Raw genomic sequence first — 15,179 nt, 5'->3', positions numbered from 1 at the left:
ATTTACCGTCTGGTTCTTCGTTCTTTGGCAACATCAGCGTCAACGACTTGCGAAGCGACCATGCCCCCGAAAAAACCCAATGCACAACCTCATTTCTATTCCAAACGTTTTGCCCTGATTTGCCTGGGTATCGTCTGTTGCATGGTATTTCTGCTGGCTCGCGTGGGTTATTTGCAATTACTTAACCGCCCTATGCTGGAACGCCAGGCGGATCAACGCTCGCTGCGCTCCACGATCATTCCCGCCGATCGCGCGACCATCGCTGACCGCAACGGGCATCCACTGGCACTGAGCGTCGCGTCAAAAGATATTATCGCAGACCCCTTCCGCATCCTGCAGTTACACAGCGACCTTAACAGCCCGAAATGGCAGTATCTGGCCTCGGCGCTGAATATGCCGCTGTCACAACTACAGCAGACTATCACCAGCGACCCACAGCGCCGCTTTGTCTATCTTGGGCGCAAAGTGGAACAGGGTATCGCCAATGATATCGGTCAGTTGCATCTGGGCGGCGTCACCAGCCGACATGATGACAGCCGGTATTATCCAATGAGCGAGGCGGCAGCCAACCTGGTCGGTGTCGTAGGTACTGATAATGAAGGCCTGAACGGTATAGAGAAAGGTTTTAACTCGCTGCTGGAAGGCAAGCCGGGTATGCGAGAGTACCGTCAGGATGGTCATGGCAATGTGATTGGTATCCTGAAAGAGGTTCCACCACAACAACCTCCCACGATCAATCTGAGTATAGACAGCTATATGCAGTACGTGATGTATTCGCGCCTGAGCGCCGGTGTGATACAGAACCAGGCCGATTCTGGCGCAGCGGTGTTGGTGGACGTAAATACCGGCGAGATCCTCGGCATGGCCTCCTATCCATCCTACAATCCAAACAACTATGCTGGCGTGCAGCCCAAAGACATGCGCAACGTCGCGATCAGTGACAGCTTTGAGCCCGGCTCAACGGTGAAACCACTGGTGGTGATGGCCGGTCTGGCGCGCAAGATGATACGTCCTGACTCGGTGCTCGATACCCATCCCTACAGCGTCAACGGTCACCTGATTAAAGATGTCGGCCATTGGCCAGCCTTAACCATTACCGGCGTGCTACAGAAATCCAGTGACATTGCGGTGTCACATATCGCCCTGGCCATGCCTGCGCAGGTGTTGGTGCAGCTTTATCAGTCATTTGGCCTTGGCAAAACCACCGATCTCGGTATTGGTGGCGAGAGCAGCGGTTATTTTCCACTGCACCGTGAACGCTGGGCAGACATTGAACGCGCGACTTTCTCGTTCGGCTATGGGCTACGCGTCACGCCGCTGCAAATCGCCCGCGAATACGCCACTATCGGGGCGCTCGGTATTTATCGGCCCCTGTCGATCACCAAGGTTACTCCGCCTGTACTGGGTACCCGGGTGATGTCTCAGGATGTGGTGCAAACCGTGGTACATATGATGGAAAGCGATGCCCTGCCCGGTGGATCGGGCCTCAGCGCCGCCGTGCCCGGCTATCGTCTGGCGATCAAAACCGGTACGGCTGAAAAAATGGGCGCCAGTGGCAAATATGATGGCGGCTACATCAACTACACGGCCGGTGTTGCACCGGCCAGTAACCCACGTATCGCTCTGGTGGTTATGGTTAACAACCCGCAGGCAGGTAAACACTTTGGTGGTTCCGTTGCCGGTCCGATATTCGGCCAAATTATGGGGCAAGTACTCAACCATATGAACATCGCCCCGGACGCGCTGGTGCCTGAAACTCCTCCGGATACTGTTATCAAAAATGGACAGAAAACCAATCTAATCCGGCGCAGCGCAGCGGCAGGATAATTTTTCTCCCTGCATGCTAGATTTCTCGCGCTATTCTGGGTAACGTTTCACGGGTTTCGCCCGTAAGGGTGCTGCTGTGAGGAAGAGCTAAGGCTCTCAGAAAGAGATTATGAAGCGGATTTTTATCGTTTTTGTGGTGTTTATTATAGTATGCGCAGCCGTCATTGCATTGAATATGCAAGGAACCGGTCCCTGGTAACAGGATGGTATGAGATCTCAAGGAAGCTGATTTTGCCTACAGGTAAGCGATTCGTCATTCTGATCATCGGCATTCTTATCGGAATTGTCGTGCTCGACGATGTTATTGCCAGGCTTATTCACTGGATCTTGCTGCGTTAGTCAATAACCCATCGGGTGCAGTAAACGTGCTGCCCCACGGTGGGTAATAGCCTTACTGACCATCAACGCAAAATTCGAAGCCGTATGCCTTCGGTAATAATACGCTGCACATTACTCACCGTCTGTTCAAAGAATTCCGGATCATTGAGCGTTTTGCCGGTGATGGCTTCAACCTGCACACCGAAATCCGCGTAATGCTGCGTGGTCGCCCACAGCATAAAAATCAGCTGCATCGGGTCAACCGGTGCGATCAATTGATCTTTTATCCAGCCACGGATCACGTCTGATTTATCTTCCACCAACGTTTTCAAACTGCCGCCGAGTTCCTGTTTCAGGAGCGGTGCGCCCTGCACCATCTCCAGACAAAACAGACGCGAAGCCTGCGGGTGATCGCGCGAGACGCACAGCTTCAGTCGGATATATTCGCCGATGGCCTCCAGCGGATGTTGATCCGACTGTAAGGCTTTCAGCGGCGCCAACCAGATATCCAGCAGCCCTTTCAGCACCGCAATATACAGATCTTCTTTCGACGGAAAATAATACAACAGATTGGTTTTCGACACGTCGGCGCGCTCGGCCACCTGATCCAGGCTGGTGCCGTGAATGCCGTACAACGAAAAAAATTCCAGCGCCGCAGCCATGATATTGCCACGCTTGGCGGCGACGGCGCGCGAACGTCGCGTCGGGGCTTTTACTGTGGCTTTGCGGGTTTGACTTTCCCCGGCGACGGGCTGCGGATGTTCATCCATTGGCTTCACAATGTCTCCCTGAGACAAACGGCAAGGCGGAAATCATAACAAATGGAGGTTAAAGCGACTATCGCTATACGCCTGCAGGTTAAAAGCAACAACCCATCTAATACCACATAACCACAAAGGATTATAAATTTAACAAATTTGCACCAATTCCGTTCAACACTGCCTGATTAATGTGCAGTTAATTTTGACCAAATGGTCTGAAACAGACCGCCCACTCCACTTAAAATCAATGCACTCATCTAACATATTGATAAAAATAAACATTTCAAAACTGGCATCCCCTTTGCAATAGCCTCCTCGTTAGCAAATTTCAGCACGGTGCAATTCGGAACCCGCAGGACGCACTCAAGCCGCGCTGAGATTTTCGCCAGCCCTTTTGTTTTGAGTTTTTGTTTTGACTATCGGTCATGAGGTGAGCTATGAAAATCGGTGTCTTTATTCCTATCGGCAACAACGGTTGGTTGATTTCTGAAACTGCGCCGCAGTACCAGCCGACCTTCGAACTGAACAAAACCATCGTACAGAAAGCGGAGCACTATGATTTCGATTTCGCTCTGTCGATGATCAAACTGCGCGGCTTCGGTGGTAAAACAGAATTCTGGGAACACAATATGGAGTCGTTCACGCTGATGGCTGGCCTTGCCGCCGTGACCTCTCGCATTCAGCTCTACGCCACTGCCGCCACGCTGGTGATGCCACCGGCGATCGTTGCCCGCATGGCAGCGACCATAGACTCCATCTCCAATGGTCGTTTCGGCGTCAACGTCGTTACCGGCTGGCAGAAACCTGAATATGAGCAGATGGGCATGTGGCCAGGCGATGACTATTTCAGCCGCCGCTATGACTACCTGACCGAATACGTCAGCGTGCTGCGCGACCTGTGGGGCACAGGCCACTGCACGCTCGACGGCGAATTCTTCAAGATGGACGACTGCCGCGTCAGCCCACGCCCGCAGGCCGAGATGAAAGTGATCTGCGCCGGACAGAGCGACGCAGGCATGGCGTTCTCCGCCAAACACGCCGACTTTAACTTCTGCTTCGGCAAAGGCGTCAACACGCCGACCGCCTTCGCACCGACGGCTGCCCGTATGAAAACTGCCGCCGAAGCCGAAGGGCGCGACGTCTCTTCTTATGTATTGTTTATGATCATCGCAGATGAAAACGACGCCGCTGCCCGCGCTAAATGGGAGCTGTATAAATCCGGCGCCGATGCCGATGCGCTGGCCTGGCTCACCGACCAGAGCAGCAAAGACACTAAATCCGGAGCCGACACCAACGTTCGTCAGATGGCTGACCCGACGTCCGCCGTCAACATCAATATGGGCACATTAGTCGGTTCTTACGCCAACGTTGCCAAAATGCTCGACGAAATAGATACCGTGCCGGGCGCAGAAGGCATTCTGCTGACCTTCGACGATTTCGTGGAAGGTATCGAAAACTTTGGCCGCTTCATCCAGCCATTAATGAAAACCCGCCAGCACATCGCGACAGAACAGAAAGAGGTGGCGTGATGACCATGCTTCAAAAATCGAGAGCTGAGAAACCTAAAGCAGTTGAGAATCAAACTGTTGTCCGCCGTGAGCCGAAAAATGTTGGCAAGGAAACGATCCTTACCGCCCGTCCCGAAGCCATCGCCTTTACGCCGCAGCAAACCGCGCTGATCGTAGTGGATATGCAAAATGCCTACGCTTCACAAGGCGGTTATCTGGATCTGGCCGGTTTTGATGTCTCCGCCACTGCACCGGTGATCGCCAACATCAAAGTGGCGATTGCCGCCGCGCGCGCCGCCGGGATCAAAGTCATTTTCTTCCAGAACGGCTGGGACAATCAGTACGTCGAAGCCGGCGGCGCCGGGTCGCCGAACTTCCACAAATCTAACGCGCTGAAAACCATGCGTAAACGCCCTGAACTGATGGGAAAACTGCTGGCGAAAGGCGATTGGGATTATGACCTGGTGGATGAACTCCAGCCGCAGCCGGGCGATATCGTACTGCCAAAACCGCGCTACAGCGGCTTCTTCAACACCCAGCTCGACAGCCTGCTGCGCAGCTACGGCATCCATCATCTGGTATTCACCGGTATCGCCACCAACGTGTGCGTGGAATCCACGTTGCGTGACGGTTTCTTCCTCGAATATTTCGGCGTGGTGCTGGAAGACGCCACCCATCAGGCCGGCCCGGACTTCGCGCAAAAAGCAGCGATTTACAACATCGAAACCTTCTTCGGTTGGGTATCAGACGTGCGTAACTTTTGCGATGCGGTGGGTTATAAATCTGAACAAAACGCGGCCTGACTGCCAGCTTATAAGGAAAATAAAGTATGCCTAAAAGTGTAATTATTCCGGCCGGTACAGGCGTTCCGCTGGCACCCTTTGTTCCTGGCACGCTGGCCGACGGCGTGGTGTATGTCTCCGGTACGCTGCCTTTCGATAAAGACAATAACGTGGTGCATCTGGGCGACGCCGCCGAGCAAACCCGCCATGTGCTGGAGATCATCAAAAGCGTGATTGAAACCGCAGGTGGCACGATGGATGACGTCACCATGAACTCGATTTTCATCACAGACTGGGCGAATTATGCGGCGGTGAATTTGGTCTACGCGGAATATTTCCCCGGCGAAAAACCGGCGCGGTTCTGCATTCAGTGCGGGCTGGTCAAACCGGGGGCGCTGATCGAAATCGCGTCAATTGCCCATATCGGCAAGCCGTGAGGTAACGCTATGTATTACAAGGTTTCAGGTAAGAAAAATGCAGATGCCGAAACCGTGGTGCTCTCCTCCGGCCTCGGCGGTTCGGGCAGTTTCTGGCAGCCGCAGCTATTGATGCTGAACGAACACTTTCGCGTGGTGGTGTATGACCAGCACGGCACCGGCGTCAGCCAGGGCAGCGTGCCCGCCGGTTACCGGATGGAAGACATGGCGGACGAACTGGCCAGTCTGCTTAACGAGCTGGACATCAGCCGCTGTCATCTGGTCGGCCACGCGCTTGGTGGCATTATCGGCCTGCATCTTGCCCTGCGTTATCCGGCGCTGTTACAAAGCCTGGTGGTGATTAACGGCTGGACGAAGCTCGACAGCCAGACCCGCCGCTGCTTTGAGGTGCGCCAAAATCTGCTGCTCAACAGCGGCGTCGATGCCTACGTACAGGCGCAGCCACTGTTTCTGTATCCCGCCGACTGGCTTTCTGAAAACGAGACGTTATTGCAGGAAGAGCGCTTGCATCAGGTGACGCATTTTCAGGGGATGGAAAACCTGCTGCACCGCTTACAGGCACTGATGGCCTCTGACTTAACCGACAACCTCGGGCAGGTGCTCGCGCCAACGCTGGCGTTTAGCTGTAAAGACGATTTGCTGGTGCCCTGGTCGCGTTCTGCCGATCTCGCCGCCCGCTTGGCTAACAGCGAACACGCACAAATGCTGTACGGCGGCCATGCGATGAGCGTGACCGATCCCGATACATTTAACCCTATTTTACTGGACTGGCTGCAACGGCATTCATTGCAAAGCACCGCCACACCATCCAACAGCCTGTCCACGGAGGCATCATGGCCGAAGCATTAACCGCCAGCGCACTGGCAACTTTATTCACCGAAGCCCGCACTCATAACGGCTGGCAGGACAAACCGGTCACCAGCGAACAGCTGAAAATGATTTACCAACTGGCACGCATGGGGCCGACTTCAGCCAACTGTAGTCCGGCACGCATCGTGTTTATTCAGAGTGCTGAAGCTAGGGAAAAGCTGGCACCGGCGCTGTCCAGCGGCAACCTGAAAAAAACCATGACCGCGCCGGTAACCGCAATCATCGCCTGGGATCCGGAATTTTACGAACTGCTGCCCGAACTGTTCCCGTCCGGCGACGCTCGTTCGTGGTTCACCTCCAGCCCGCAGCTGGCGCACGATACCGCATTTCGCAATAGCAGTTTGCAGGCGGCGTACCTGATCCTGGCCTGCCGCTCTCTGGGGCTGGACACCGGTCCGATGTCAGGTTTCGACAATGCAAAAGTTGACGAAACCTTCCTGTCGGATACCGGCTGGAAATCTAATTTTCTGATTAACATCGGTTACGGCGACAGCAGCAAAGTCTATCCGCGCGCCCCGCGACTCGATTTCGACCGCGCCTGCCGCGTGCTGTAAGTCACTGACAGAACTCTGAGGACACGACTATGCAAACAACTCTGAACGCAGTCAATTCATCTGTGGCACCGCCCTCCACGCCCGCTGCCGTTGAAAAACAAGCCGCCGTTGAAAAACAAGAGTACCGCGATGCCATGGCGCACCTCGGTTCCGCCGTTAACATCATCACCACCGACGGTCCCGGCGGCCGCGCAGGATTTACTGCCTCGGCGGTATGCAGCGTCACCGATACTCCGCCAACGCTGCTGGTGTGCCTCAACCGCTCGGCCTCGGTGTATCCGGTGTTTAAGGAGAATCAGGTGCTGTGCGTGAACACGCTGGCGGATTGCCATGAGTCGCTGTCCAACTTATTCGGTGGAAAAACACCGATGGAACAACGTTTTGAAGCCGCCGAGTGGACACGTCTTACCACCGGCTCACCGATCCTCAACGACGCACTGGTGTCGTTTGACTGCAAAGTCACGCAAATCACCAGCGTCGGTACCCATGACATTCTTTTCTGTGAAGCCGTTGCGCTGCGACGCAACGATGAACGCCACGGACTGGTGTATTTCGACCGCCGCTATCACCCGCTGATGCGTCAGTCTGCCTGTTAATAATGCCCTTCAACGAGGTTAATAAGATGGCGAACACCTTTTTCCCACAATGGCGTAAAAGAGAAGGCAATTTAGATGGCGCAGTGATCGCACCGGACGAGCGGTTGCCGTTAGGGTCGACCGTGATCATGGGGCTACAACATACGGTGGCAATGTTTGGTGCCACCGTGTTGATGCCGTTGCTAATGGGCTTCGACGCCAACATGGCGATCCTGATGTCCGGCATCGGCACCCTGCTGTTCTTCCTGGTGGTCGGCGGGCGCGTACCCAGTTATCTCGGTTCCAGCGCGGCATTTGTCGGGCTGGTGATCGCGGTGACCGGCTACAGCGGCCACGGCGCCAACCCGAATATCGGCGTGGCGCTCGGCGGGATTATTGCCTGCGGCGTAGTGTATACGCTGATTGGATTTGTGGTGATGGCGGTCGGCACGCGCTGGATTGAGCGCCTGATGCCGCCGGTGGTGACCGGTGCGGTAGTGATGGCGATTGGTCTGAACCTCGCGCCCATCGCCATCAACAGCGTTTCGGCGTCATCGTTCGACAGTTGGATGGCGGTGGTGACCGTGCTGTGCATTGGTTCCGTCGCCGTCTTCACGCGCGGTCTGGTGCAGCGCCTGTTGCTGTTACTGGGTCTGATTGCGGCTTATCTGATTTACCTGGTGGTCGCCAACGGACTGGGATTCGGCGCACCGGTGAATTTCGCCGCCGTGGCACAGACACCCTGGTTCGGCGTGCCAACCATCACCACGCCAGTCTTCAGCGCTCATGCGATGCTGATGATTGCGCCGGTTGCAGTGATTCTGGTGGCTGAGAACCTCGGCCATATTAAAGCGGTTGCAGGCATGACCGGCAAAAACCTCGACCCGTACATGGGCCGCGCGTTTGTCGGCGACGGTTTGGCAACGTTACTTTCGGCTTCAGCAGGCGGCACCGGGGTCACCACCTACGCAGAAAACATCGGTGTGATGGCAGTCACCAAAATTTACTCAACGCTGATTTTCGTGGCGGCGGCGGTGGTTGCCATTGTGTTGGGCTTCTCGCCCAAATTTGGTGCACTCATTCACACCATTCCCGGACCGGTGCTCGGCGGCGCGTCGATTGTGGTGTTCGGATTAATCGCCGTTGCCGGGGCGCGCATCTGGGTACAAAACCAGGTGGATCTGGGGCTTAACGGCAATTTGATTATGGTGGCAGTCACGCTGGTTCTGGGCGCGGGCAACTTCACCCTGAGCCTAGGCGGCTTCAGCATGGGCGGCATCGGCACGGCAACGTTCGGTGCAATCTTGCTGAATGCCTTCCTGAGCCGCAGCAATCAGGAAAAAACCTTGCCGGTTCCCGAAACTGGCACAGAAGCTGCATTAAAAGATCACTGACGACCTCAGTTTCTCCTTAGCTCATCATCTTTGATGATCGCCAGCGGTTAGCCGGTCCACCCGTCCGGATTAGCCGCTGGTTTTTTTCTTTCTGACTTTCCCACTGATATACTCCATCAATAATGTATCCATTCAATCAACGCATTTTACCGTGGGCAAGTCAGCGAGCGATATTTCCACCTACACTAAAATGTAGGATACAGTGAGTTTTAATGAAATCCAGTGAGACGTTCAGAGATAAGGATCATGGGATTAACATTAATAAAAACAATGCACTGAGTTGTATTCTCGCCTGACTTGACTATAAAAAGGACAGTTTTTATGTTAGTAGCTCAGGACATTCATCTCACGATCGTCCGCGAACTCAGCAAATGGATTGAAGGCCACCTTGGGCGCGTCATCCATCTTGAAGAATTGGCTGAGTATTCAGGCTATTCACTTTGGCACATGCAAAAGCTGTTTAAAGAGTCTACCGGGATCTCGCTCGGTAAATATATCCGTGAGCGCCGTCTGGCCAGCGCGGTCTACCAGCTCAGCAGCAGCGATACTTCTATCTTTGATATCGCCATGGACTTCGGCTTTGGTTCGCAGTCACATTTCACCTACATGTTCCGCAAACGCTTCAATATCACGCCGTATGAATTCCGTCAGAATCCTGAGATCAAACTCGACGTTGCTCCGCCGCTGCACATTATCCATCAGAAATCAGCCTGATGCAGTTTAGAAGCCTAAATCGCTCAGCGAAGGAGCATCATCGGGCGGCACCATAACGGTCAAATGTGATCCCTCAACCAAACCATGCAGGTCTGGTTGATTATCATCGTTATTATAGACTTGTGCCGCACCTGCTGAACCTGCGACGAATAACCCAAGGACCAGCCGCTCAATTTCATTTTTAACTATTCTCGCAGTATACCGAGCACGCCACTGCCTGATGAATACGCGGTGAATTGAGATTTTTTAACCTACCCGATATGGCAGGCGTCATTCTCTGGATATAACCCTTATTCAGCCAAAAAGAAAATAACGCGACATCAGAGATAATGCTTGTGTGCATCAACATAGATAACAAATGTAAAAACAGTAATATTCTTAACCAAATTGGGGTGTAAAAACAAAGCACATATTGCTAAAAAATAAAAAAACATTTAAATCAAACGAATACCCGATAACAACACAGCACTAAGTGATAAGTAAAAATCCAGAACACTTCTATAATTCATTCCGCATCATCATTATTTGTTATCTTCATTCCAAAGTATTTGGGAACAACAGCCGGCCTTTTGGTCGGTTTTTTTTGCCTTTATCGCAATAATCACTTGCCGTGACATTACGTAAAAACATGTTCAAATCTCGATATCTATTGACTAAAACACCAACGATTAATAACAACCTGGTATTTTAGGCAACTGTCATGGCTATCCAAATTAATATAATCACAATCTAAAAATAAATGCGTTAATAACTGTCATAGAATAAAAAATTATCTTATGGCTGATAAACATACAGTTAATAACATTCATGCCGAGTGCCTCCTCCATAATCTCATTTTTGGTACAGTATTCGTCAGTGGCCGGCAAGATCCGTTAGTATAAGAGCAATCTCGCTGATGTTAATAAACTCAGCGGTTACAATAGCGTTAATGCACCACCTTCCACTCTCCAGATTCAAGGAACCTCATGCCACCACCGGATCAGTACGACAACCTCTCCAGAGCCAGAATGCTTCTGGCAACCCGCCGTTTTGTTAAACTCGACGAGTGGCTGTTATCGCTGATGCGTGGCTGGCAGAATCAAACTGACCTGCACAGTGACTACGGTCTGGTTGTGCATCCGGGTAGTTTGATCACCGGTGCTGATACCCACACCGTCGAGCCTCTGGAGATCCTTAACGACTGGATACAGCAATGTCCGCAGAGCTACCATGCGCAAATTTTGCTGGGAATGTACTGGCATGAACAAGCCTGGGTTATTCGCAATGGCAACGGCGTGGAAGCGGTTGAAGACAGTCAATGGCTGGGTGCACAACTTTGTTGCGACTATGCGGTACTGGCTTTTTTACGTGCGATTGAACTGCATCCGCGCCCTACCCACGCCTTCAGACACCTGATGAATCTGAGTGGCGGGTTCGGGGAACCCTACTGGCTACGCGCTCTTTTCGCCGGTCAGCAACCGCTTCCCCTGCATGAGAAATTCAATATTGCTGGCAGTGCCGTTTGGCGCGCGGGTGTGGTTTATTTGCACGCGCTGGGGGTTGAGCCTGCTACCCACTGGCCGCAATCCCTGCCTGCTGCGCTGCGAAACAGCCGTAAAGCGGGTGAAGAAGCGCTTGATTATTGGCTGCGTATGGCAATGTCAGTGCGCCATAGTGACGTAGGCTCCATGGAATCCTATCTGCTGTTCCATTCGGCGGCGTGGGATGGCGATGACCATCAGCAGATGGCGATTATTGACGGCCCGCTTTGTACTGAATTTAGCGAGCAAGAACGCAATCATTTCCGCGCCAATGCCTTAGCGGACGCGCTGTCCGGTGAAATTGCCGATCGCGGCTCCGAACAGGCGCAACAATTACAAGAGCGCCTGCAACATTTACTGGCGCAGCCGCTGGATGATACCGCCCGTATCCGTTTATTAGATCTCTATGGGACCTGCGACGCCTACTGGCAAGATAACGATCAGGCCGGTTTGGCTATTTATAGCCAGCTGTTGAACGTCTCACCGCACGCTATGCCAGGGCATTTCGCCGCAATGTTTATCTCCCGCGCCGTACTGGCTAATGGAGAACAACAAGGTATGGCGGTGCTGACCACCCTGCTTATCCGCGCTATCAATCAGCCCGATAACCCGGTGTTGCTGGCTTATGCGGCGACCGCGCTGCAATACGGCCTTTATGGTTTGCCGCAGCAACCTGAATTGAGCGCAAGTCTGATGGATCATGCCACGTCGCTGATGACTGAGCAAAACGCTAAAGATCTGATCATTATTGCGCACGACCTTGCCATCAATGATGACATGGAAGCCGTCCATTTCCTGCTGACTGAAATGGCCCGCAGGGGCAATGCCCTGCACAGTTATGAACTCTATTTCTTCTACCGCAATGGCTGGCATCAGGAGGTCCCTGAACATTTTCATCATGACGGCAACGCCATGGATTGCGTGCTCAGCGCGGCTCGTTCGGGACTCGTTCCGGCCATGTTCACCTGCGCCAATGCACTACGCGAAGGCATTGGTGGCGAAGCGGATTACCAGCAGGCAATGCAGTGGTATCAACGGGCCATCGACGCAGGTCACCCAGCAGCGGATTATTGGCGGGCCAGTTGTGCACTGGATGATGGCCCTGAGCAAGATAAGCGTATGGCCGCAGAAGAGTGGCTACCAGCGATTCTGCTCGACTCGCAGCACCCGCATCGCAGTGAGGCGGCTTACACCCTCGGTATGGCCTGGTTGACCGGCAGCGGTGTGAAAAAGAACCGCCATATCGCGGAGCAATTCATGGAGTTCGTGCTCGAGCTGGATCCGCAATCTGATGCAGCACGCCAGTCGCTGGAGGGGCTAAGAGGCTCACTGCGCGGTCGCATGAATCTGTGGCAGGACAAACGTAAAGCAGAAGATATAGACGCGGTAGCGAAATATCGCGCGCAGACGCAAAATCCGCAAGGCACAGCAGCACCGGAGAAAAAACTGCCGGAATGAGTCAGCCGGTCATTAATAAATTATCAGTGCCCCTCAAACGCATTGGCGTTTTAGCAAGGCGGCAAACGCGGGATCGGCGGATGAACCTCATCATTTATAAGGCCCATAATCCCGAATAGCTGATATACGCCAGCCATTCGGGTAGATAAGCACAGTTAACGCCTAACGCCGCGCAACGTCGAAAGCGAAGAGGATTTAGCGTTCCCGCAGCGACTCTCTAACCTTATTCAAAGGCTTAATCAGGTAATCCAGCACGGTTTTCTGGCCGGTTTTGATCTCAACGCTGGCAACCATTCCGGGGACTATCGGAAATTGACGTCCGCCTTTGTTGGTCAAAACAGCGTTGTCAGTGCGCACATAAACGCGGTAGTAGAATTGGTCGCGTTTAACTTCATCCTGCAAAGTGTCCGGCGACACGCTTTCGACCTGCCCTTCCAGATCACCATAAATCGATGAATCATAGGCGCTGATTTTCACCTTGGCTGGCAAACCCGGCCGGATGTAGGCGATATCACGCGGGTTGATACGGGTTTCAATCAGCAATTGGTCTTCAATTGGCACAATTTCCATCAGCTTGCCGCCAGGCTGTAGTACGCCGCCGACGGTACTGACCTGAATATCCTTCACGATACCGTGCACTGGAGAGAACAGTTCAGAACGGGTTACCTGATCCTCTTTACCAGCCATAACCTGCAATTTGGCATCGAGATCGCCGTTGTTCTTCACCTGCTCTTCACGGGCGCGAACCGCGTACTGATTAGTGGCATCGTCGATTTTTCCGCGCAACTCGCTAGCCTGGCGCTTGAGGAAAATCACCTCCACCTGCCCGGCAGCGCTGACGGTGGTGGAAGTCATACGATAAATAAAATCAATTATATTATTTTAAAAATTCAAACTTTACCTGTTTGCAAAACCTCGCCTACAAACCAAAATTTGACTTTAATTAGCTGACAAGCAAATAATTTAACTTAAGTAACATGTTGAAATATTATGAAAAATGCATAATGAGTAACTTATTCCACTCAATAAATTGATAAATTAAATTTACCAATGTCGTGACGAAGGCTCAACAAATCACATTTGAATCAATTTTCACTTTGCGATAAATAAGATTTTTGGTAATAACGCATTGATGAGGTTGCTGTTAAAATACGTCGCCTCAAAATGAAGGGAAAATCTCCCTGCTCTTACGCGGTATGTGATAAAACACCACCCCGTAATGACGTAGATTTTGTCATTTCATTGATATTCACCGATCGCTCAAACGGACGCCGAGATCATGACCAGCAACACCACCACGTCAGGCAAGGCGTCTGCCGTTTATCCCTCTCTTCCGGGACGTGCACAGCAATATGCTACGCGGATAATCTTCCTGCTTTCTGGTTTTGCTATGGCAGCCTGGGCCCCACTGGTTCCCTTTGTTAAGCTACGTCTGGATATCAACGATGGCACCCTTGGGCTCCTGCTGCTGTGTATCGGTGCAGGATCTACATTGTCAATGCCGCTGACCGGCTTTCTGACCGGTCGTCTGGGCTGTAAAACGGTGATACTACTGGCTTCGATCATTCTGTGTTTCGACTTACCGCTGCTGACGGTGATGAATTCGACGGCGAGTATGGCAGCAGTTTTAATGGTGTTTGGTGCAGCCATTGGCATGGTGGATGTCGCGATGAACGTTCATGCCGTAGTGGTAGAGAAAGCCAGTGGCAGGGCCATGATGTCCGGCTTTCACGGTTTCTTTAGCCTGGGCAGTATTTTCGGCGCTCTGATCGTCAGCACGTTGTTGTATATCGGCCTCACCCCTTTTCAATCGATTTTACTGGTCGTGGCGCTGGTCGCGGTGACACTGATCCCAACCAGTCCTCACTTCTGGCGACACACCCGTAATGGCAGCGATGCCCCGATGTTTGTCTTGCCACGCGGCTGGGTGATTTTCCTCGGCCTGCTCTGTTTTGTCATGTTTATGGCCGAAGGCTCGATGCTTGACTGGAGTGCGCTGTTCCTCGCGACTGAGCGTGGCGTGAGCACACTTCAGGCTGGAATAGGGTATGCGGTATTCTCGATTGCAATGACCGCAGGCCGCCTGACGGGTGACAGCATTATAAATGCCATGGGACGTTATAAAGTCCTGCTATTCGGCAGCCTGTGCGCCAGCCTTGGAATGGTATTGCTGGTGTGTATCGATAACTTGTGGATAGCAGGGCTGGGCTTCATCATGACCGGTTTTGGTTCCTCTAATCTGGTGCCGATCATGTTCAGCGCCGCAGGGAACCAGACAGCGATGCCGGCCAACCTGGCAATTGCTTCTGTGACAACGCTCGGTTATGCCGGTATTCTGGCAGGTCCGGCGCTAATTGGTTTTATCGCCCAACTAAGCAACCTGTCGGTTGCCTTAGGCTGCGTAGCCGCGTTGCTGTTGCTGGTGGCCACCAGCGCGCGCGCCGTGACCCGATAATTAAGG

General features: G+C 52.9%; 12 protein-coding genes and 1 pseudogene. 11 read left to right on the top strand and 2 right to left on the bottom strand.

Annotated features, from left to right (window positions below):
* Positions 1-60 precede the first annotated feature (60 nt).
* The gene (locus tag ACMV8I_RS01540; protein ID WP_498863468.1) at positions 61-1,827 is read left to right on the top strand and encodes a penicillin-binding transpeptidase domain-containing protein; all 1,767 of its coding nucleotides are present in this window, start codon (positions 61-63) and stop codon (positions 1,825-1,827) included.
* Positions 1,828-2,228: 401 nt separating this feature from the next.
* Here ACMV8I_RS01540 and rutR read toward each other — a convergent pair whose 3' ends face one another.
* On the bottom strand, positions 2,229-2,915 hold the full coding sequence (gene rutR / locus ACMV8I_RS01535) for an HTH-type transcriptional regulator RutR (RefSeq protein ID WP_498864688.1): 687 nt from the start codon (positions 2,913-2,915) through the stop codon (positions 2,229-2,231).
* 428 nt (positions 2,916-3,343) lie between these two features.
* Here rutR and rutA point away from each other — a divergent pair, with 428 nt between their 5' ends.
* From rutA to ACMV8I_RS01490, 9 genes are all read left to right on the top strand, one after another.
* On the top strand, positions 3,344-4,435 hold the full coding sequence (gene rutA, locus ACMV8I_RS01530; protein ID WP_498863467.1) for a pyrimidine utilization protein A: 1,092 nt from the start codon (positions 3,344-3,346) through the stop codon (positions 4,433-4,435).
* Positions 4,436-4,440: 5 nt separating this feature from the next.
* Complete coding sequence (gene rutB, locus ACMV8I_RS01525; protein WP_498864687.1) at positions 4,441-5,217, top strand: pyrimidine utilization protein B; 777 nt, start codon at positions 4,441-4,443, stop codon at positions 5,215-5,217.
* A 26-nt stretch (positions 5,218-5,243) separates the two neighbouring features.
* Complete coding sequence (gene rutC / locus ACMV8I_RS01520; protein ID WP_498863466.1) at positions 5,244-5,633, top strand: pyrimidine utilization protein C; 390 nt, start codon at positions 5,244-5,246, stop codon at positions 5,631-5,633.
* A 9-nt stretch (positions 5,634-5,642) separates the two neighbouring features.
* Complete coding sequence (gene rutD / locus ACMV8I_RS01515) at positions 5,643-6,482, top strand: pyrimidine utilization protein D (protein ID WP_498863465.1); 840 nt, start codon at positions 5,643-5,645, stop codon at positions 6,480-6,482.
* On the top strand, positions 6,467-7,057 hold the full coding sequence (locus ACMV8I_RS01510; protein WP_498863464.1) for a malonic semialdehyde reductase: 591 nt from the start codon (positions 6,467-6,469) through the stop codon (positions 7,055-7,057). Before rutD ends, ACMV8I_RS01510 begins: the two co-directional genes overlap by 16 nt.
* A 29-nt stretch (positions 7,058-7,086) precedes the next feature.
* Positions 7,087-7,653, top strand: coding sequence for an NADH-dependent FMN reductase RutF (gene rutF, locus ACMV8I_RS01505; RefSeq protein WP_498863463.1), 567 nt, complete (start codon positions 7,087-7,089; stop codon positions 7,651-7,653).
* Between the two features lie 26 nt (positions 7,654-7,679).
* Positions 7,680-9,026 (top strand): pyrimidine utilization transport protein G, encoded by a 1,347-nt coding sequence (gene rutG / locus ACMV8I_RS01500; protein ID WP_498863462.1) that lies wholly within the window; start codon positions 7,680-7,682, stop codon positions 9,024-9,026.
* A gap of 321 nt (positions 9,027-9,347) precedes the next feature.
* Positions 9,348-9,740: a helix-turn-helix domain-containing protein gene (locus ACMV8I_RS01495; protein ID WP_498863461.1), complete on the top strand. Its 393-nt coding sequence runs from the start codon at positions 9,348-9,350 to the stop codon at positions 9,738-9,740.
* Positions 9,741-10,705: 965 nt separating this feature from the next.
* Positions 10,706-12,718, top strand: coding sequence for a DUF4034 domain-containing protein (locus ACMV8I_RS01490; protein WP_498863460.1), 2,013 nt, complete (start codon positions 10,706-10,708; stop codon positions 12,716-12,718).
* A gap of 195 nt (positions 12,719-12,913) precedes the next feature.
* On the opposite strand, the pseudogene ACMV8I_RS01485 reads toward ACMV8I_RS01490, so the two are convergent.
* Positions 12,914-13,552: pseudogene (locus ACMV8I_RS01485) on the bottom strand (beta-barrel domain-containing protein); the annotation flags it as partial.
* A gap of 445 nt (positions 13,553-13,997) precedes the next feature.
* Between ACMV8I_RS01485 and ACMV8I_RS01480 the strand changes: the two are divergent.
* Positions 13,998-15,173, top strand: a complete 1,176-nt coding sequence (locus ACMV8I_RS01480) for an MFS transporter (RefSeq protein ID WP_498863459.1) — start codon at positions 13,998-14,000, stop codon at positions 15,171-15,173.
* The last annotated feature ends 6 nt before the right edge of the window (positions 15,174-15,179 follow it).

Origin of the sequence: Ewingella sp. S1.OA.A_B6, from assembly GCF_049889095.1 — a bacterium.
Lineage (GTDB): Bacteria > Pseudomonadota > Gammaproteobacteria > Enterobacterales > Enterobacteriaceae > Ewingella.
Note: the sequence above shows the minus strand (reverse complement) of the source record. Positions and strands in the feature narration are given on the sequence as shown.